We start from the raw sequence: 17,384 nt of genomic DNA, 5'->3' as shown, positions 1-17,384 counted from the left end.
CGAGCGGTTAGGGCATAGGAGGTGCCAGCGGAGCGGAGGCCGGGAGGCTCGGAGTGAACGACCAGGTTCTGGCGGTGTTATCGACGGCGGCGTTGCCGAGGACGGCTGTGCCGTTGAAGATCTGCAGGGTTTCACCGCTGGCGAGCGGCGCCGAGAGGGTGCCTGTGACGGTGGGGCTGCGGTCGTCGGTGCTGGCGCCCTCGGCGAGCGGGCCCTGGATCGGACCGAGGTCATCGGCGATGGCCGTGATGGCGGCGGTCGCCAACGCCGGTGCGTTCACGGTGATCGTGACAGCAGCAGCAGCACTGACTCCACCCTGGGGATCAAAAGCAATCCAGCCAAAACTGTCGGTGCCAACAAAGTCGGGGTTGGGCGTGTAGCTGAGTTTGGCAAGGTCGGCCGCATTAATCTGCTGTCCTTGCGCCACACTGATGCCATTGATTCGGAGTGTGCCATTGGAAGGCAAGGAAGCAGTTTGAATCCGATCCAATGGGTCGGCATCGGGATCCGAAAAGGCATTGCTGAAATCCGTGGCTTGGAAGGCCAAAGCGAAATTTCTGGTGGCACTTTTGCTGATCGCGGCAATGACAGGGGGGGTATTGGTTGTCCCTAAAGAACCGAGATCATTCGCACCAAGGGCTGCTTTGTTTCCAAGATTGGCGAACTGACCGCCGCTGCCAAGGTCAGCACCACTGCCATTCTGGTTGTAGAAGAGATTGCCCGTCGCCCTGCTGTACACGATGAAGGCACTGCTGGAGGCAACATCGGAATCATTGGCAACGCTGGCGAAAGACAGCCCAGCCGTGAAGGTGAGAGGATCAAGAATCAGTCGATCCTTGCCCGCCTCAAAGTCGGCGATGGTATCGATGCCAAGGTCGACGGAGACAAACGAACGACCGGAAGCAAAGATGAATTGATCATTTCCGCCATATCCCGTGATCGTATCGTTGCCTGCCAAGCCCTGGAAGACATCATCTGCTTGCCAGCCAGAAAATGAATCGTTCTTACTCGTGCCTGTGATCTGATAGCGCTCAATCTTGAATGCACTGATCGAGTCCAGCGCCGCTCCGTTTGCGCTCTTGCGCTGATAGCTTGCATTGCTGATCAGACCCGTGGCGCCGCCACCAAACGTGGACCCAATCAGTGCTCCTGTGGAGGCATCATCCGTCAATGAGTAGTCAAGAATCAGCAGGTCATCCCCTTCCCCACCATCGACGGAGTCGACGCCAACACCTGAATTGATCGTGTCGTTCCCAGCTCCCGTGAAAATTCTATTTTCAATTGAAGAAGCATTGTAGAGTGCTGATGACAGGCGTTCCCGTTGAATGATCAGGTCGTTACCGCTGCCGCTTGTGAAGTTGCGAAGGTATTCAAAGTTCTTCGCATAGGTCCCGTCTGCGAACGTGATATTGTTCGACTGGCCACTGATGAATACGATGTCAGCCGTCTGATTGGAAAAGTCGGCGGAAAGTGTATCGATGCCTGCGCCGCCATCAAATTGATCGCGCAGATTCGCATCAAATCCTGCAAAACCATAAAAGCGATTGGCAATTTCGTCGTCGCCTTCGCCACCAAGAATCACATCATTGCCAATGTTGGATTGATTGCTTGAAGCCCCTACGATAAAATCATCACCTGCTCCTCCAAAGAACGTATCATCCCCAAGCATGCCAGAGAGAACATCGTTCTTGCTCGTGGCCGTAACGTATAACCGCTCAATATTGCTAAAGCTTACATACTCAGGATTAGTGACCTGGGCATTCTTCGCAAGCCGTTGTATAAAGCCAACTCCCTGCACCAAGAGACCGTCACTTCCTGAAATGCCGCCACCGGTAACACCTTGATAAACAGCATCATCCCCGATGGAATAGTCAACAATCAGCAAATCATTGCCGCCACCGCCATCGACAGAATCCTGTGTTGTGAAGCCAACTAACCCTGCAGGGGTATAACCCGCTCGATTGAACGTGAGAATGGTCTGCGAACCCACAACCGATCGCTCGTCCGGGAGAGCGCGACTAAGCCCGGGACTGAAAATATTGTCCTTGTCATTGCCAATCAGCGTGTCACTGTACTTGGTTCCAATCACATTTTCAATGTTGGCAATCGTCTCGGCCACTGTGGTGATCAAGGGACCATCAAAGTCGTTCACCTTGGAAAGCTGAAGCACGCTCAGCGTGCTGCTGGCAGAAATAAATCGGGAGAAGTATTTATTGGTAACACTGTCATACGTCCTTGTGGCTTTCACAAACCCACCTGTCAAACCCGTCTTCAAGTCGACAATGACACTATTTGACGACGTGCTGTAATCCAACGTGTCATTTCCATCTCCGCCATCGATGGAATCCGCACCTGCACCGCCATCAATGAAGTCGTTGCCGGAACCCGCCTCAATGGCATCCCTGCCTTCGCCAGAATAGATTGAATCATTGCCAGCATTCGTTTTGAGAAGATTGCTGTAGTCTTCGTCCGCAGGTCCATCGAGACGAATGAAGTCCGATCCGGAGCCAGTAAAAAAGTCACCGAGCCTCTGGAAGTTGAGAGCTGTGTCTCCATTGGCAAACGACAGACTGGTCGTCGTTCCTGCGATGAATGAGATATCAACATTCTGATCGGAATAATCGGCCGACAGCCGATTGGTGCCCGCTTCCCCGTCCAGCAGATCGATGCTGCCGAGATCAAACGTCCGCAGGTGATCATTGCCATCGCCACCTTTCAGAGTGTCAAACCCTGATCCGCCATCAAGATCATCATTACCCGCGAACCCTTCTAAGAAGTTGTTGTCAATACTTCCAATTAGCGTATCAGTGAAACCCGAGCCTGCAACATTTTCGATGCTAACAAACTGATCCCCATTGGCATCACCACCTAGGCCACTATTTGAAGCGAGATTAACATTAACGCCTGATGCCGAACTGAAATAGCTGATCCAATCCGAGCCCACGCCGCCATCCAACCGATCCGCACCTGAACCACCAACCAGAAGATCAATCCCCTCCCCGCCTTCCAGGGTGTCATTACCACCAGCTCCGCTAAAGATGTTCTCAGCGTCATTGCCCTTCAAGACGTCATTAAAGTCCGTGCCTTCAATCTCTTCAATATTGATGAGCTGATCACCAATGGCATCACCTTGTATGCCAACGAGAACACCATTGATGCTATCAATAATGATGCCAGAACTGGCTCCTTTCCTGTAACTGGCTATATCATAGTCTTCTCCGCCATCCAGCGTATCCGCTCCAGCCCCACCATTAAGGACATCGTCATGATTGCCACCATCGAGATAATCGTCTCCAGCTCCACCGTGGAGAACATCATCACCATTATCTCCTTGGATCGTATCGTTGCCACTGCCTCCAGTTAATCGGTCGCCATGCTCATCTGTCCCTTCATTGCCCCCACTCAGGACTGCCGGTGTCAACACCTTGGCGTCAATGGTGATGACATCACTTAGGGCACCGCCTTTTGCGTCAATCTTATTGACATTGCCATAGGCTTTAGCGATCCCTGAATAGCCTATGACTAAAGTGGAATTATCTGGAGCTCCGAATCCATAGTCTACGGTAAATGACTCAGCATCATCTATGCCGTTGATGCCATTGATCAACCGCTGGGAAGCCGTAGGCCCCATATTTAACGAAAGCGCTCGGTCTTGCAACAAGGTTGCCAACACCGACTCCTTCGCCAACCGAGCCCTTTCGGCCTCTGTACAACCAAGACTCAAATCTAAAATTGTGACTTCATCAATATCAAATCTCTTTTTGACGTTAAATGGGCCAATCCCAACCTTTATATAGGCATTCAGAACCCCAGATATCTTGCCAGTTACGGGATCAAAGATGCAGCCGGGATCAAATTCGTTAAGATGCAGCTTGCCATCGTTATTGGGGTCGTTGATGCCGAGAAATAGATTACTGCTTATCCCACCTCCAATGCCACCTGAGGCCAGCCCTATATTAGCTCCGCCGGAAGCGTTAAAGCTTGCATTGATCAAGGCACCGGATTTGCGTCCGAACGGCCCTTGTGGATCCAAGGAATTGTCAATGTAGAAACCATTGTAAATCAGTGATGGATCAGTGGCGCCTCCGTTGCCAATCTGTGTAGCGTACTGTCTTATTCCATAGCTATCAAATCCAACTGCGACTTGAGCTAAAGCGCTAAAGTTTCCATCCAGCTGAATTCCAAATGGTCCTAATAATGGGATAAACTTATCAAACTGTGCAACAGTCAATGACAGCGGAGGGAGAGTATACTTGAAAAACTCAGCGTCTTGTCCCAGCAAAAGCCGAAAGACTTGACTGGGATCAGTCAAAATCGGGAATTTTGGAAGACTGTTTGCCGTGGTGCCAGAACCGGCAGAAATCAAGCTGCTAAAGTTGCTGACCGGTTTTCCATTAATGCTCAAACCGCCAATTTCTGACAGAATGGCATTGGCGGTTTTTGCTATCGGAGTCAGGGATGCCAGATCAACTGTGGATAGATTGAAGTTGCTCTGACGGACATCGAGATTTCCGAGGTTAAAGCTACCTACGACCAGTGGAAAAGAAGTCGTACCTGTAAGTTCCTGAACGGCTTGGGTGAGTTGATCAACCTTCGTGAGCTCGCTGATAAATCCAAGCAGGGCTGAATCAGGAGAGTCGAGCAGCGCCAAGTCGAGCAAGGTGACATTCCCATCACCATTCTGATCAAATAACGCTGTGCCAAAATCATCTAAAATGGGAATCTTAGTTTGCACCACCTTTAGCACTGGTCGCACCGGCTCTAAGATCGAGTTCAAAGTGCCGAAGACTGGATCAGCAAAGTCCTTGAGGAATGAGCCAACGTCTAGGTTGACGTTGTTGAATGAGATGGATGGCCTATTACCTTGATAGACGCCATTCACCTTTGCATCAGCACCAGCCGAAAATCCCCAATCCAGCTTGAAGTCTGTTCCTATCCTGGGAAGTTTGGCTGATTCACCGAAGCCAGCATCCAATCCCAAATTCAAACTCAGGTTTCCAATAAACTTTGGAGTCGCACTTAAGGTGGACAGTGGATTTCGCAGATCAACTGAAAAATCTCCCTGCAGCAGACTGCCCTTGTCCTCTGCTTTCAGCTGTAAATATCCGAGGGCACCTGTCAAGGAAAGTGGCTTGCCGGAGCCATCAAGTAACTGAGCTTTCAGCTTTAAGTCGATCTCTGGAGCTGTATCGTTGGTGTTGACAAAGAATCCCGAATTCCTGTCCACTCCGAAATCAAGATTCCAGTTGAAGGCAAGCTCAGGCGTGATACCGCCATTGAGCTTTAAGCCAAGAGCGGGCAATCCAACTCTTTCATCAATAGAGATGCTTGTGTTAGCACTCTTCCCCAGCTTGAGCCTAAACGAAACGGCATCTAACCCTTCGACCACGCCAATATCAGCCAAGCTAATCAGATTGTCACCGTTTCCATCGCGCAACAGATCCAATGAACCATGCAACACATCAAGCAGCACCTGCTTGACTTCTGCCGCAGAGCTTGAACTGGGCAACGAATCCAACTTGGCTAGAATCTGAGCCTTAAACCCATCAAAAAGAGAGCCTAATGGATTTGCAGCGCCTAATTGATTGCCCAGCAGCGGAATCCCAAGCAAGACATCTGTGTTGATCAGATCTTTTACACTGTCGATGAGAGTCGGGAGAAATCTCTTTAACTCGGATACAAGATTAGCCCCTGAAAAGGATCCGCTCTGGCTGGCGGATACACCCAAAAGCTTTACGGAATCAATCTCTTCCCAAGTGTTCCGATTATGGTCGGTGTCAACATTGATTCTGGCTCCTACGACTGCATAGGCAGTTTGAGGGAAGTTGACCCTGAAGTCCGCTGGACTTCCAGGCTGGCTTGTGTCCGTGCCAGACCAGACGGTACGGTACATCCCATTGGTATCAAGGAGTTCGATACTTCGAACAAACCCATTGCCCCACGTTTGCCTGATTTCGATTCCAGTGGCATTGGTGGGATCGGAAAAACCTACGGTAAGAAACTCGTCTGCCGCAATGTCCCCGTCAGCATTGCTGTTTCGTGATGTCCAGGCTGTCGGTAGATCTCCATAGGAAAAGGTGTTGGGTGCACCCAGTGCCTGTTCGGCACTCCATTGGGTGGCGGTATACTGCGAACTGAATGCGATAACGCTGGACGCATACTGATCATTCGGTTGGGGCGCCTGCGCTGTCGAACTTGCGGCTGTTGTCCGGAACAGGGCCTGTCCACCAGCAGGGGATCCATCAGCAGGGGATCCATCAGCAGGAGAATCGAATCCAGCGGGAGCGGGACTCTGCTGCAGCATGGCGGCCATCCTCCCTTGTCGGCTGACCATGGCTGCCGCCGGCTTGGAGTCTTCATCCAACGGACCCGTTGCCATGAAGGATCCAGCAACTGAGCTAGTCTGGTACTCCAGAAACGTCGGACCCAGTGGAATTGCTTTTGAGGGCTCAGGTTCCTCCTCATTCAGTTCCTCGGGGCCATGCTCTGCATCCTTTCCTGCGGCTGGGGATGGGCCCAGGAGTGTCAACAGGGTGTGGATATCTGCTTCGCTGAGATCCTGGAATTCAGGAACCAAGCTGACGTCGGACGTGGCCCAGGCCTGCTGAAGCCTGGCCATCAGGAGCGGGTCAGCAATCAGCCTGTAGAGGCGATCGTCATCAGGCCATGCGTCCTGGGAAAATTGACGATCCATGAGCGTAAGGCAAAGGAAACAAAATGACCGGAATACAACGGCAAAATCAGCCCATGGAAATCCAAATCAATCAGATCTGAAAAATGTGATTGATGCGGCTCAGTGGTTCCCATGGCTGAAGGCCCGTGTCAGGTGGCCCGAATCAGGATCAGGCATCGCCATCGATTCTTGGATTAAAGCTTTCTTTGGCTGCCTTGCTTATTCTCAGGGGTAAACTTAATGTAACCTTCACTACTTTGTATTCCGTTCCGCCGATGTGGCGTATCGCAGATCACATCGTGGCGATTCACGCGGGTTCCAAGAGCGCCCTCCCGGGGTCGGCCCCGGACCTGAGGGACGCCGGATCCAGCGGTGGAACCGTTCTGAAGCGGGGTGCTCACCGCCTTCCGCCGTCCATGGTTGTGGGGATGCCGGTGCTGACCAGCCTGCTCCTGGTGTCTGCTCCTCGCTGCGGTCACCCTCCCTGCTTGAGGGCACCGTCCTCGAGGACCGGCTGAGGGGCCTGCGCCACCCGCTGGAGCCGCTGCACCGCATGGGCGACGGGGTGCAGCGAGACGTTCTCCACCGATCGGGCCTGGCCGGCCCCGAACGGGTTGTCGAGATCGGTGATCAGCAGCAGCAGCTTGATCAGCAGCAGGGAGATCACCCCGATGAAGAACAGGGATTCGGCGAAGGGCTCCATCCGGGAGAGCACCAGACCGACGGTGAGCACCCCGGTGCCGATGTAGGCGACCCCGTAAACGGAAGGGACGAACGTGGTGGAGCGGATCACGTCGATGCGCTGCACGCCCCGGCGGATGTGGGCCAGCTCCTGGAGCAGGCGCGCCTGCAGCGGCGCCGGATTCCAGAGGCCCAGCCGTTCGATCGCCAGCTGCAGCGTGTCCAGCCGCTCCAGCAGGAGCAGGGTCGGTCCGGCCTGCTGCATCCAGGCCAGCAGCGCTTCGCTGAAGTCCGCCAGCAGGACGAGGGTTGTCTGCACCTCGGCCTCCGGCTGCATCAGCCGGATCCCCTGCACCTCCAGGGCGAGGCACTCCAGGGCGGCGGCCAGCTCACCGGGCAGCTTCTCGCCTTCCTTGTAATCCGTCAGCACCCCATTCAGCAGGAAGCCGAGCAGGAACACCTCCGACGCCACCAGGGCCGAGAACAGCGGATTGGGGGTGAGCACCTCCCAGTGCTGCCGGTGCACCAGCACCCGGCAGGCCTCGATGGCCAGCAACACCAGGCCCACCCGGCCGAAGAACCAGAGGCGCCGCAGCAGGGGCCCGCGGTCCGCCTTGGTGGCCGGATCCCTGGAACTCGCAGTCATTACGGCAAATCGAACCGCTGCCAGTCTCGGCGGCGACTCCGGCCTGGATCAGTCCTTGATCTTGGCCACCTCCTGGCGGGCCCGCTGCAGCACCTCGCCGCTGAGGGGGACGAAGCCCAGCTCGGCCGCCTGCTTCTGGCGCTCCTCCTCCAGGGCCCAGAGCAGGAAGGTGCGGATGGCTTCCGCCTTCTGCTCTCCCTGGCCGCTCTGGTACGCCAGGATCCAGGTGAAGGCCACGATCGGGTAGCTCTCCGCTCCCTCGGGGTTGCAGTCCTCGCCCGCCAGGCGTTCATCGAGCTTGATGCTGTTGAGGGCCGCCGCTCCCGAGCTGGCATCCGGCAGCACGAACTTGCCGGCCTTGTTCTGCAGCGCCGCCGGCTTCACGGTGCCCCGCAGGTAGGCCTGGTTGACGTAGCCGATCGTTCCGGCGGTGTTCTGGATCACGCCGGCCACGCCCTCATTGCCCCTGGCGGCCAGCCCGACGGGCCACTGCACCGCCTTGCCGACGCCCACCGATTTCTTCCATTCCGCCGAGAAGCAGGCCAGCGCATTGGTGAAGTTGAAGGTGGTGCCGGAGCCGTCGGAGCGGTGCACCACCGTCAGGGGCCGGTCGGGACAGCCCAGGGCGCTCCAGTTGGTGATCTTGCCCAGGAAGATGTCGGCCAGCTGGGCCTGGGTCAGCTTGAGGGAGGGGCAGTCGGGATTGTTGTAGGCGGGGCTGATCGTGCCGCCCAGCATGGGGATCTGCACGCCGCCGCGCTTGCCGGCCTTGAAGTCCTCGTCGCTGAGCGACTCGTCGGTGGCGCCGAAATCCACCGAGCCGGCCAGGAACGAGCGAACCCCCTGCCCGGACCCAACCGACTGGTAGTTCACCTGGTGGCCCTTGGCGGTCTTGTAGTCGGCGGCCCAGCGCTGGTAGGCGGGCGCCGGGAAGGAGGCCCCGGCCCCATTCAGCGACGGCAGACCGCCGCCGCCGGAACCGCAGGCGCTGAGGCCGAGCACCAGGGCGCCGAGTCCCCCCGGGAGGCAGGCGCGGCGCAGGCGGGCGAGGGTCGGCCGGTGGGGAAGGAGCACGGGAAGGGCAACGTGTTGTTCCATACATTTACTGCTTACGGCGACGTCGAGCCGGCCCCATTCGGTGTGTCGTCCTGGGACTCCTCCTGCTGCACGCGCGGCAGCGGCGGCACGGGCGGCGGCGGCAGCACCTCCAGCCCGGGCGGGTTGGGCGCGGTGTCCGGGCCGATCAGATCCACCGCCGTGCGTTGCATCACCAGCCGGAAGCGCAGGGGCGCCTGGGTGCGGTTGATGAACTCCTGCACGGCGGCCACCTGTTTGGGCGTGGGCAGCTCCGGATCGGTCACCCGCACCCGGGCCCGGATCAGCGGAGGGTTCTGCTGCCAGTCGATGTTCAGGCCCACCATGTCGATGGCGGGATCGCCGCCGAGGGTGATCGTGCTGCTGCGCAGCCGTTGCTCGATGGCCACTTCCAGCTGCTGGGCCTTGTTCTCCTGCCGGGTCTGGTTCACCAGCCGGAAGAAGCTGCTGCCCAGGGGGATCACCAGCAGGGCGGTGAGGGCGACGCTGGTGAGGCCCAGGCGGCTGTGGAACAGCCGGCGCCGGTACACCTTCTCGAGGGTCCCGAGGGAGGCCATCGCGCCCACCATGATCCCGAGCAGGTTGGTGGCGAACAGCAGCAGCGCGCCGTAGGCCTGCACCCAGTCGGAGGAGGACAGCAGGATCCCCACCACGCACATGGGCGGCACCAGGGCCACGGCGATGGCCAGGCCCGCCAGGGCCGAGATGGCGTCCTTGCGCAGCTTGGCGTACATCGCCACCGCCCCGGCCACCAGGGCCACCCCCAGATCCAGCAGGTTGGGGCTGGTGCGGTTCATCACCTCGCTGCCGAAGCTGGGGAAGGCCACCAGATGCCCCACCGCCATCGCCAGCAGCACGCAGATCACCACCCCGAGCAGCAGGGTGCGCAGGGCCCGCAGGAACATCGGCAGCCGCCCCCGCAGGATCTCGAAGGCCATCGCCTGCAGCGGCATGATCCAGGGGGCCACCACCATGGCGCCGATCACCACCCCGGGGCTGTTGGCCAGCAGGCCCAGGCTGGCGATCAGGGTGGCGCCCACGGTGAGCACCACGAACACCTGGCTGAAGCTGGCGTCGTGCTCGAACTCCTGCTGCAGCGCGGCCAGCCGTTCGTCGGCCACCGGGGCGGGGGGGGAGGTCATGGTCGTAGCGGGCTGTCGCACCGGACCCCATCCTGATGGCCCGCCGGGATACGTTCCAGTGCAGAGCCACGGCAACCCATTCCCTTTGTGATGGCACGGCGGAGGCCGGGACGGGGCACCCTCTGGCCACTGGCCACTGGCCACTGGCCACTGGCCACTGGCCCTGGCACTGCTCATGCCCTCGGCGGCCCGGGCCGAAAGCTGGACCTACCAGCGGCTGGTGGAGGCCTTCGAGCAACGCGGCTTCCACGTGGTCGGCAGCCATCCCCGCTGCGCCGAGCGGGGTCTGTACGGGCTCGACCTGCGCGAAAGCCGCCGCATCGCGGTCTGCCCCCGCGGCAACCTTGCCGACACCCTGCTGCACGAGGGCTGGCACGGGGTCCAGGCCCGCTGGCAGCGGGAGGCCGAGGCCCGGGTGATGGCCCGCCGGGATCCCGCCACCTATTTCCGCCTCGTGGACGAGCTCTGCGCTTCAGCCGTTCCCCCACCGGCCGTCCCGCCGGCCCCGGCGTTTCCGGCGTCTCCGGCCGGCGCGCCTCAGGGCCAGGCGGTGAAGCGCACCGGCTCATAGCGGGCGATCGACACCCGCCAGCCCCGGATCGCCAGGGCTCCCAGCCCGGTGTGGAACGCGGCGGTGCTGCCGCCGCCGACCCAGCGGGCCTTGAGCCGTGGCAGCTGCTCCTGCAGGGCCTCCAGCGGCAGCTCCACCAGCAGCAGGCTGCTGTCTCCGGCGGAGCGCCGCAGGGGTCCCTCCTCGCTGCGCTGCCAGAGGCGCAGCAGCAGTTCGAGCACCAGGGTGCGGCCGTCGTCGCCGGGATCCGGGGCCTCCGCCGCCGCCACGGCCAGCGACTTGCCGTTCAGGGGCAGGGCCCGGGTCCCCTCCTGCTCCAGCAGGGCCAGCGCCACCAGGTAGGGAGCCTCCGCCATCACCATCGCTCGCACAGAACCCCCAGCCTGATGGATCTCCTGTAGGAATGGAGCAGATGGTGATCGGGCCTTGGGCCATGCCGACGTCACGGTGGTGGTCGTTCCGCGTGAACGGTTCAGCTATGCGCTGCGGTCGCTGGATTCCATCGAACGGAACACCGACCATCCCCATGAGCTGGTCGTCATCGACGGGAACTCACCCCCCGACCTGGCCGCGGCGTTGCAGCGGCGGGCGGCGGAGGGGAACGTCCGCCTGATCCGCAGCGAGCAGCACCTCTCCCCCAATGCCGCCCGCAACCTGGCCCTGCCCCACGTCACGACGCCCTATCTGGTCTTCATCGACAACGACGTGATCGTCAGACCCGGCTGGCTGCAGGCCCTGGTGGCCTGCGCCGAGCGCCACGGCTGCACGGCCGTCTGCCCCCTGACGTTCGAAGATGAGGCCTTCAGCGTCGTCCACCACGCCGGCGGCCAGCTGGTCTGGAAGTCCATGCCCAACGGGCGCCGCTGGCTGACCGAACGGCGTCCCTGGAACCATCTGCCGCTGGCCAAGGTGAACCATCCCCTGGTGGCCGGTCCGACCGAACTCAACGAATTCCACTGTGTCCTGGTGCGCACCGATTTCTTCACCCGGCACGGACCCCTGGACGAAGCCCTGCTGAGCATGGCCGAGGAGACGGATTTCTCGATTGCCGTTGCCAGCAGTGGAGGGTCGATGTTCTTCGAGCCCGCCAGCCAGGTCAGCTACATCCCGCCATCGCCCGACCAGCTGCTCCCCTCCGATCTGCCGTACTTCCAGCGGCGCTGGTCCAGCGACTGGGCCCGCAGGAGCGTGGCCCACATGGCGGAGAAGCACCAGCTGGATGCCACGGCCCCGGTGTGCCGCCACTGGCTGCGCTTCGTGTTCCAGCACCGCCATGTCTGCGCCACCGGATCCCGCACGATGCCGGCCCTGTCGATCCTCTTCGGCGACTACGGCACCACCCTCAACAGGCGGGAGAAGCTGGATCAGGTGCTCCGCCAGCTGTCCCCCGCTCCCGTCCACGAACGCTGAGCGATCCGGCCAGCCCCCGCTGGCCGTCGACAACCCCGGGGCGGCTGGCGAGCATGGGGCTTCGTGGGCCCGTCCCACACCCCCGCCCCGGAGCCATGGACAGCGTCGACGGCAAGATCATCGTGGGCAGCGAGGAGTGGTGCAGCTTCCCGGACGCCGGGCTGCCGGCGATCAAGGCCCGGGTGGATTCCGGTGCGGCCACCTCCGCCCTCCACGCCATCAACATCGTTCCCTTCGAGCGGGACGGACAGCCCTGGGTGAGCTTCGAGGTGCACCCCCTGCAGGGCGATCGGGCCGTGGTGGTGCGCCATGAGGCCCCCGTGGTGGCCCGGCGGGAGGTGCGCAACACCAGCGGTGTTCCGGAGAGCCGCTACGTGATCCGGGAGCGGCTGGTGCTCGGCGAGCAGAGCTGGGAGGTGGAGCTGACGCTCGCCAACCGGGATGCCATGGGCTACCGGATGCTGCTCGGCCGGCAGGCGATGGTGGGCCGGATCCTGGTGGACCCGGAGGGCAGCCAGCACCTGCGCAGCCTCAGCACCGAGGAGAGCCGGGCCCTCTATGCCCACGTCCGCCCGCGCGATGCCGGCCTGAGGATCGTGCTGCTGGCCAGCAACCCCGATCTCTACAGCAACCGCCGCCTGATCGAGGCCGGCGAGGAGCGCGGGCACCACATGGAATTCCTCAACATCCGCCAGTGCTACATCCGCCTGGATCCCCGCAACCCGGAGGTCCACTACCGCGGCGGCGACGTGCTCGGCACGGTGGATGCGGTCATCCCCCGCATCCGCCCCAGCGTCACCTTCTACGGCTGCGCCGTGACCCGCCAGTTCGAGTCGATGGGGGTGCCGTCCCTCAACAGTGCCCAGGCGATCACCGCCTCCCGCGACAAGCTGTTCGCCTCCCAGGAATTCGTCCGCGCCGGACTCAACACCCCCGTCACGGGGTTCGCCGATTCACCCCTCGACACCGTCGACCTGATCCGCATGGTGGGCGGCGCCCCCCTGATCGTGAAGCTGCTGGAGGGGGCCCAGGGCAAGGGCGTGGTGCTCGCCGAAACCCAGAAGGCGGCCGAGAGCGTCATCAATGCCCTCCAGAGCCTTGACGCCAACCTGCTGGTGCAGGAGTTCATCAAGGAGGCCGGCGGCACGGATCTGCGCTGCTTCGTGGTCGGCGGCAAGGTGGTGGCCGCCATCGAGCGCACGGCCGCCGAGGGGGAGTTCCGGGCCAACCTGCACCAGGGGGGAACGGCCCGGACGGTGCAGCTCGATGCCCCCGAGAAACAGATGGCCGTCAAGGCCTGCAAGGCCCTGGGGCTGGATGTGGCCGGCGTCGACATTCTGCGCTCCCACCGCGGTCCCCTGCTGCTGGAGGTGAACTCCAGCCCGGGACTCGAGGGGATCGAGACCGCCACCGGCCTGGACCTGGCCGGCAAGATGATCCGCCAGCTGGAACGCAAGCTCGGCTGGGGCCGCTCCCCGGGGTCGGAGGGGGCGGCGGAGGCCCGGCCCGCAGTGCCGGCATGATCGCTCCGGCATGAGCCCCGCCCCATGAGCACCCCCCCATCGGCCTACCTGGAGCTGGAGGCCGTCGAGGCCTGGCTGGGGCCCCGCCGCGTCTTCGAGGATCTCTCCCTGCGGCTCTTCCGCGGCGAGCACACCGTGGTGCTGGGCCCCAACGGCTCCGGCAAGAGCTCGCTGGTGAAGCTGCTCAGCCGCGAGCTCTACCCCGTGGTGAAGCCCGGGTCCTCCCTGCGGATCTTCGGCAGCGCAACGGTGAACCTCTGGCAGCTGCGCAGCCGCATCGGCCTGGTGTCCCAGGACCTGCACGCCGCCTACGTCGGCCGGGTTCCCGCCGACGATGTGGTGCTCTCCGGTTTCTTCGGCTCGGTGGGCATCGGCCGCAGCCAGGTGGCCACCGGAGCCCAGCGCCGGCGGGTGGCCGAGCTGATGGAGCAGCTGGGGCTGGCCGATCTGGCCGGGTGCCCCTATGGCCAGCTCTCCGAGGGCCAGCGGCGCCGCCTGCTGCTGGCCCGGGCCCTGGTGCACGGCCCCGAGGTGCTGGTGCTGGATGAACCCACCAATGGTCTGGACCTGAAGGCGAAACACCAGCTGCTGGCGATCCTGCGCGACCTGGCCCGCGCCGGCACCACCCTGCTGCTGGTGACCCACCAGATCGAGGCGGTGCTTCCCGAGATCCGCCGCTGCGTGCTGCTGCGGGGGGGCCGGGTGGTGGGCGACGGCCCCACCGACGCCCTGCTGCAGGACGCTCCCCTCAGCGCCCTGTTCGCCACCCCCCTGCGGGTGTGCGAGGCGAACGGTTACCGCCAGGTGCTGCCGGCGGGCTGAGCCGCCATCATGCGGGACATGTGCCGCGGCTTCCGGGTGCCCCGTCTGCTCCGACCGCTGCTGGCCTTCCTGATCGCCGGCCTGCTGCCGCTGATGGGCCTGTCCGCGGCGGCGCTCTCCGCCGGCCAGGGGCCCCCCGCCGCCGACGCGGGCCCGACCCCCTACGTGCCCCTGGCCAGCCAGCCGTTCCATGGCCAGCTCCTTGAGCTGAAGCAGCAATGGACCGATGCCCCCCTCAACCAGGTGGTGGGGGACAGCCCTAGGGCCACCCTGCTGAACTTCTACGTGGTGATGGCCCAGGTGAGCCGCGACATCGCCCGGATCGAGGCCAGGGCGGCGGCCACACCCGGGCTGTTCTGGTCGAGCGCCGTGCGCCAGGAACTGGCGCTGATCAACAGCTACTTCGAGGAGTCGGTGAAGGCCCTGGATGTGTCGGAGATTCCCCAGAGCATCCGGGCGGATTTCGCCGATGAATATGCCCTCAAGCTCAAGGTGATCCTCGATTACGTCTTCACCCACAGCCGCAAGCCGTTCGAGATTCCTGATGCGGCCGGGATGAAGGCCCTGAACGCATCAAGGGTGAATCCCAGCGCGAGCTGGACCATCCCGGGCACCTCCATCACCCTCACGGACGAGGGGACGGAAGAGGGCCGTGATCGCGGCTACCGGTTCTCCGCCTTCACGGTGGCCCAGATCCCCAGCCTCTACGAGGAGATCAGGAATCGGCGGGCGCCATCCACCGGCCCTTCCAGCCTGCTGACGCCGGCCATCTACGACGCCTTCAGCCTCAGACCCGGCCATATCCTGCCGCCCAGGTGGTATCTGAGCCTCCCCGAAAGCCTGCGCCGCAACGTGCTGGAGACCCATCTCTGGGACCAGACCCTGTTCCAGATCGGACTGGGGCTGGTGGTGATGGCGGCCTTCGCCCTGGTGCAGTTCCGACTGGTGCTGGCCCTGCTGGGCACCTATCGGATGACCGAACGGTCAGCCAGAAGAACCCTCACCCCCATGGAGATCTGGCGACTGGACAACATCGCCTGGCATCGGGTGCTGCTGGCGGGGGTGGCCCTGCCCATCACCCGGTTGGTGGAACTGGTGCTCGACCACGACGTCAACGTCACCGGCCTGCCGCTGCAGGTGCTGATCTATCTGCTCTACACGCTGTACTTCACCTGGGCCGGGTTGTTCAGCTTCTTCCTGATGGAGGCCCTCGGCCGCAGCCTGGCGGAGTGGATCACGATCCTGCGCGGCCGGCGCAACGCCCTGCAGCTGAGCCGGGTCAGCAACCTGGTGATGCCCGTCTGCCGGGTGCTGGGCGCCGTCATCGGCATCTCCCTGATGTACCGGCTGCTGATCCTGCTGGGCCTGCCGGGCTCCACCGTGCTGGCCTTCTCCGCCGTGCCCGGCCTGGCCATCGGTCTCGGTGCCTCGAAGCTGCTGGGCAACCTGTTCGCCGGTCTGTCGATCCAGACCGACCGTCCCCTGCGGGTGGGGGAGTTCTGCCGCATCGGCAGCAACCTCGGCTATGTCACCAAGATCGGCCTGCGGTCCCTGGAACTGCAGACCCACGAGAGCCGCATCACCATCCCCAACTCGGTCGTCGATGAGGAGACGATCGTCAACTACTCCCTGCGCTCGGGTCAGGCGCAGGATGCGGTGCTGCACGTCTTCGAGCTGCACCTGCCCCTGCCGGCGCAGCTCACGCCCGATCAGCTGGACGACCTGGTGCATTTCGGCCGTCTCTATCTCACCGATCTGCCGGGACTGTCCGGCGCCCAGGTGTTCCTCGACCAGGCGACGGACGACGGGGAGCTGCTGCTGCGCTGCTGCGGACAGATCCATGCCCCCAGCTGGACCGACTACCTCACCCTGCGGGAAGCGGTGCTGCTGCGACTGCGCCAGATCCTCGATCAGGTGATCCGCTCCCGCATGGTGATCGGCGTGGCCTACACCACCAGCCCCGAACAGCTGCAGCGCATCCCGGAGCTGATCGCCTCCCTGTTCGCGCGCGAGCCCCTGGCGGCCTTCCGGGCCTGTCGCCTGATGGCCATCAGCGACTTCAGCTACGACTTCACCTACGACTACCGCTCCGCCCAGCCCACCTACGCCGCGTTCAAGGACGAGGTGGCCCGCCTCAACCGGGCCCTGTTGGCCCTGTTCGCCGCCGAGGGGATCGAGATCCCCTACCCCACCCAGGCGGAGATCCAGCTGAATGGCTGAACTGAGGCTCCAGACCCTGGCGGACTGCGGCCTGGCGATCGGCGCCTACCCCCGCTTCCGCTACGACGCCCGCGGCGGCGGTGGGCTGGGGGCGCTCACCGCGGCGGGTCCCGCCGGCACCGGCACCGAGATCGGCACCGGCACCCTCCGCTTTGCTGCCGCTGGCCTGAGCATCCCGCCGCTCGACGGGCGCACCACCCGCTTCCTGGGTCTGCCGTTGCCTCCCGGCCTGGCGATCACGATCCACCCGGAGCGGCTCGAGGGCCGCCTCGATGGCGCCACCGGGATGGTGGCGCTGCACTTCGAGGCCCGCTTCCGCTTCGCCATCGGCAGCCTTTACTGTGCCCCCGACCTGGTCGTCGCCACCATGCTCAGCACCGGTCCGGTGCAGGGCCGCCGCCACCGGGCCAGCGGCCAGCCCCTCGACGGCGAGGGCCGGGCGCTGCTGGTGGGGGTGGCCACGATCGCCCCCAGTGGCGACCGCCGGCTCGACCGGTTCCTGGGCTTGCCCGACGAAGCCCTGGCCCTGCTGCGCTGCCGCCTGGTGCCCCTGGCGCCGGACGTCCAGGACTTACCTTGACCCCCTGCCACGCCCGTCCCG

Annotated in this window: 11 protein-coding genes and 1 pseudogene; 7 read left to right on the top strand and 5 right to left on the bottom strand. The window is 62.5% G+C overall.

All coding sequences use genetic code 11. The features are described 5' to 3' along the window. Positions 1-7: 7 nt before the first annotated feature. From L107_RS16955 to L107_RS15340, 4 genes are all read right to left on the bottom strand, one after another. A complete protein-coding gene (locus tag L107_RS16955; RefSeq protein ID WP_304523565.1) occupies positions 8-6,694 on the bottom strand; it encodes an Ig-like domain-containing protein in 6,687 nt (2,228 codons plus the stop codon). Positions 6,695-7,148: 454 nt separating this feature from the next. Continuing rightward, complete coding sequence (locus L107_RS15350; RefSeq protein WP_159820243.1) at positions 7,149-8,000, bottom strand: hypothetical protein; 852 nt, start codon at positions 7,998-8,000, stop codon at positions 7,149-7,151. Between the two features lie 48 nt (positions 8,001-8,048). Beyond that, positions 8,049-9,074, bottom strand: coding sequence for a phosphate ABC transporter substrate-binding protein PstS (gene pstS, locus L107_RS15345; RefSeq protein WP_236550724.1), 1,026 nt, complete (start codon positions 9,072-9,074; stop codon positions 8,049-8,051). A gap of 35 nt (positions 9,075-9,109) precedes the next feature. Further along, positions 9,110-10,237 (bottom strand): DUF389 domain-containing protein, encoded by a 1,128-nt coding sequence (locus L107_RS15340; protein ID WP_159820239.1) that lies wholly within the window; start codon positions 10,235-10,237, stop codon positions 9,110-9,112. A 175-nt stretch (positions 10,238-10,412) separates the two neighbouring features. Here L107_RS15340 and L107_RS15335 point away from each other — a divergent pair, with 175 nt between their 5' ends. After that, on the top strand, positions 10,413-10,808 hold the full coding sequence (locus tag L107_RS15335) for a hypothetical protein (protein WP_159820237.1): 396 nt from the start codon (positions 10,413-10,415) through the stop codon (positions 10,806-10,808). Here L107_RS15335 and L107_RS15330 read toward each other — a convergent pair. Beyond that, complete coding sequence (locus tag L107_RS15330) at positions 10,775-11,164, bottom strand: hypothetical protein (RefSeq protein ID WP_159820235.1); 390 nt, start codon at positions 11,162-11,164, stop codon at positions 10,775-10,777. The two genes, L107_RS15335 and L107_RS15330, sit on opposite strands and share 34 nt — an antisense overlap. 70 nt (positions 11,165-11,234) lie before the next feature. Here L107_RS15330 and L107_RS15325 point away from each other — a divergent pair, with 70 nt between their 5' ends. The 6 genes and pseudogenes from L107_RS15325 to L107_RS15305 all read left to right on the top strand — a co-directional run bounded on the left by L107_RS15325 (position 11,235) and on the right by L107_RS15305 (position 17,363). Next, positions 11,235-12,218 (top strand): glycosyltransferase family 2 protein, encoded by a 984-nt coding sequence (locus L107_RS15325; RefSeq protein WP_236550723.1) that lies wholly within the window; start codon positions 11,235-11,237, stop codon positions 12,216-12,218. A gap of 53 nt (positions 12,219-12,271) precedes the next feature. Next, positions 12,272-12,715, top strand: a pseudogene (locus tag L107_RS17070) (ATP-dependent zinc protease); the annotation flags it as partial. Between the two features lie 90 nt (positions 12,716-12,805). Next, a complete protein-coding gene (gene rimK / locus L107_RS15320; RefSeq protein WP_370515512.1) occupies positions 12,806-13,741 on the top strand; it encodes a 30S ribosomal protein S6--L-glutamate ligase in 936 nt (311 codons plus the stop codon). 24 nt (positions 13,742-13,765) lie between these two features. Beyond that, on the top strand, positions 13,766-14,563 hold the full coding sequence (locus tag L107_RS15315) for an ABC transporter ATP-binding protein (protein ID WP_159820229.1): 798 nt from the start codon (positions 13,766-13,768) through the stop codon (positions 14,561-14,563). A 36-nt stretch (positions 14,564-14,599) separates the two neighbouring features. Then, positions 14,600-16,783, top strand: coding sequence for a mechanosensitive ion channel family protein (locus L107_RS15310; protein ID WP_159820227.1), 2,184 nt, complete (start codon positions 14,600-14,602; stop codon positions 16,781-16,783). Further along, complete coding sequence (locus tag L107_RS15305) at positions 16,776-17,363, top strand: hypothetical protein (protein WP_159820225.1); 588 nt, start codon at positions 16,776-16,778, stop codon at positions 17,361-17,363. The genes L107_RS15310 and L107_RS15305 overlap by 8 nt, the downstream gene beginning before the upstream one ends. Positions 17,364-17,384 lie beyond the last annotated feature (21 nt).

The organism is Cyanobium sp. Copco_Reservoir_LC18 (genome assembly GCF_009834675.1).
Lineage (GTDB): Bacteria > Cyanobacteriota > Cyanobacteriia > PCC-6307 > Cyanobiaceae > Cyanobium > Cyanobium minutissimum.
The sequence above is the reverse complement of the archived record's forward strand: the minus strand, read 5'-3'. Positions and strand labels throughout refer to the sequence as shown.

Excerpts from the sequence above, each read along its gene's own strand:
- L107_RS15315 (WP_159820229.1), top strand. The coding sequence starts at position 13,766 with ATGAGCACCCCCCCATCGGCCTACCTGGAGCTGGAGGCCGTCGAGGCC.
- L107_RS15335 (WP_159820237.1), top strand. The coding sequence starts at position 10,413 with ATGCCCTCGGCGGCCCGGGCCGAAAGCTGGACCTACCAGCGGCTGGTG.
- L107_RS15330 (WP_159820235.1), bottom strand. The coding sequence starts at position 11,164 with ATGGCGGAGGCTCCCTACCTGGTGGCGCTGGCCCTGCTGGAGCAGGAG.
- L107_RS15350 (WP_159820243.1), bottom strand. The coding sequence starts at position 8,000 with ATGACTGCGAGTTCCAGGGATCCGGCCACCAAGGCGGACCGCGGGCCC.
- L107_RS15305 (WP_159820225.1), top strand. The coding sequence starts at position 16,776 with ATGGCTGAACTGAGGCTCCAGACCCTGGCGGACTGCGGCCTGGCGATC.
- L107_RS15340 (WP_159820239.1), bottom strand. The coding sequence starts at position 10,237 with ATGACCTCCCCCCCCGCCCCGGTGGCCGACGAACGGCTGGCCGCGCTG.
- L107_RS16955 (WP_304523565.1), bottom strand. The coding sequence starts at position 6,694 with ATGGATCGTCAATTTTCCCAGGACGCATGGCCTGATGACGATCGCCTC.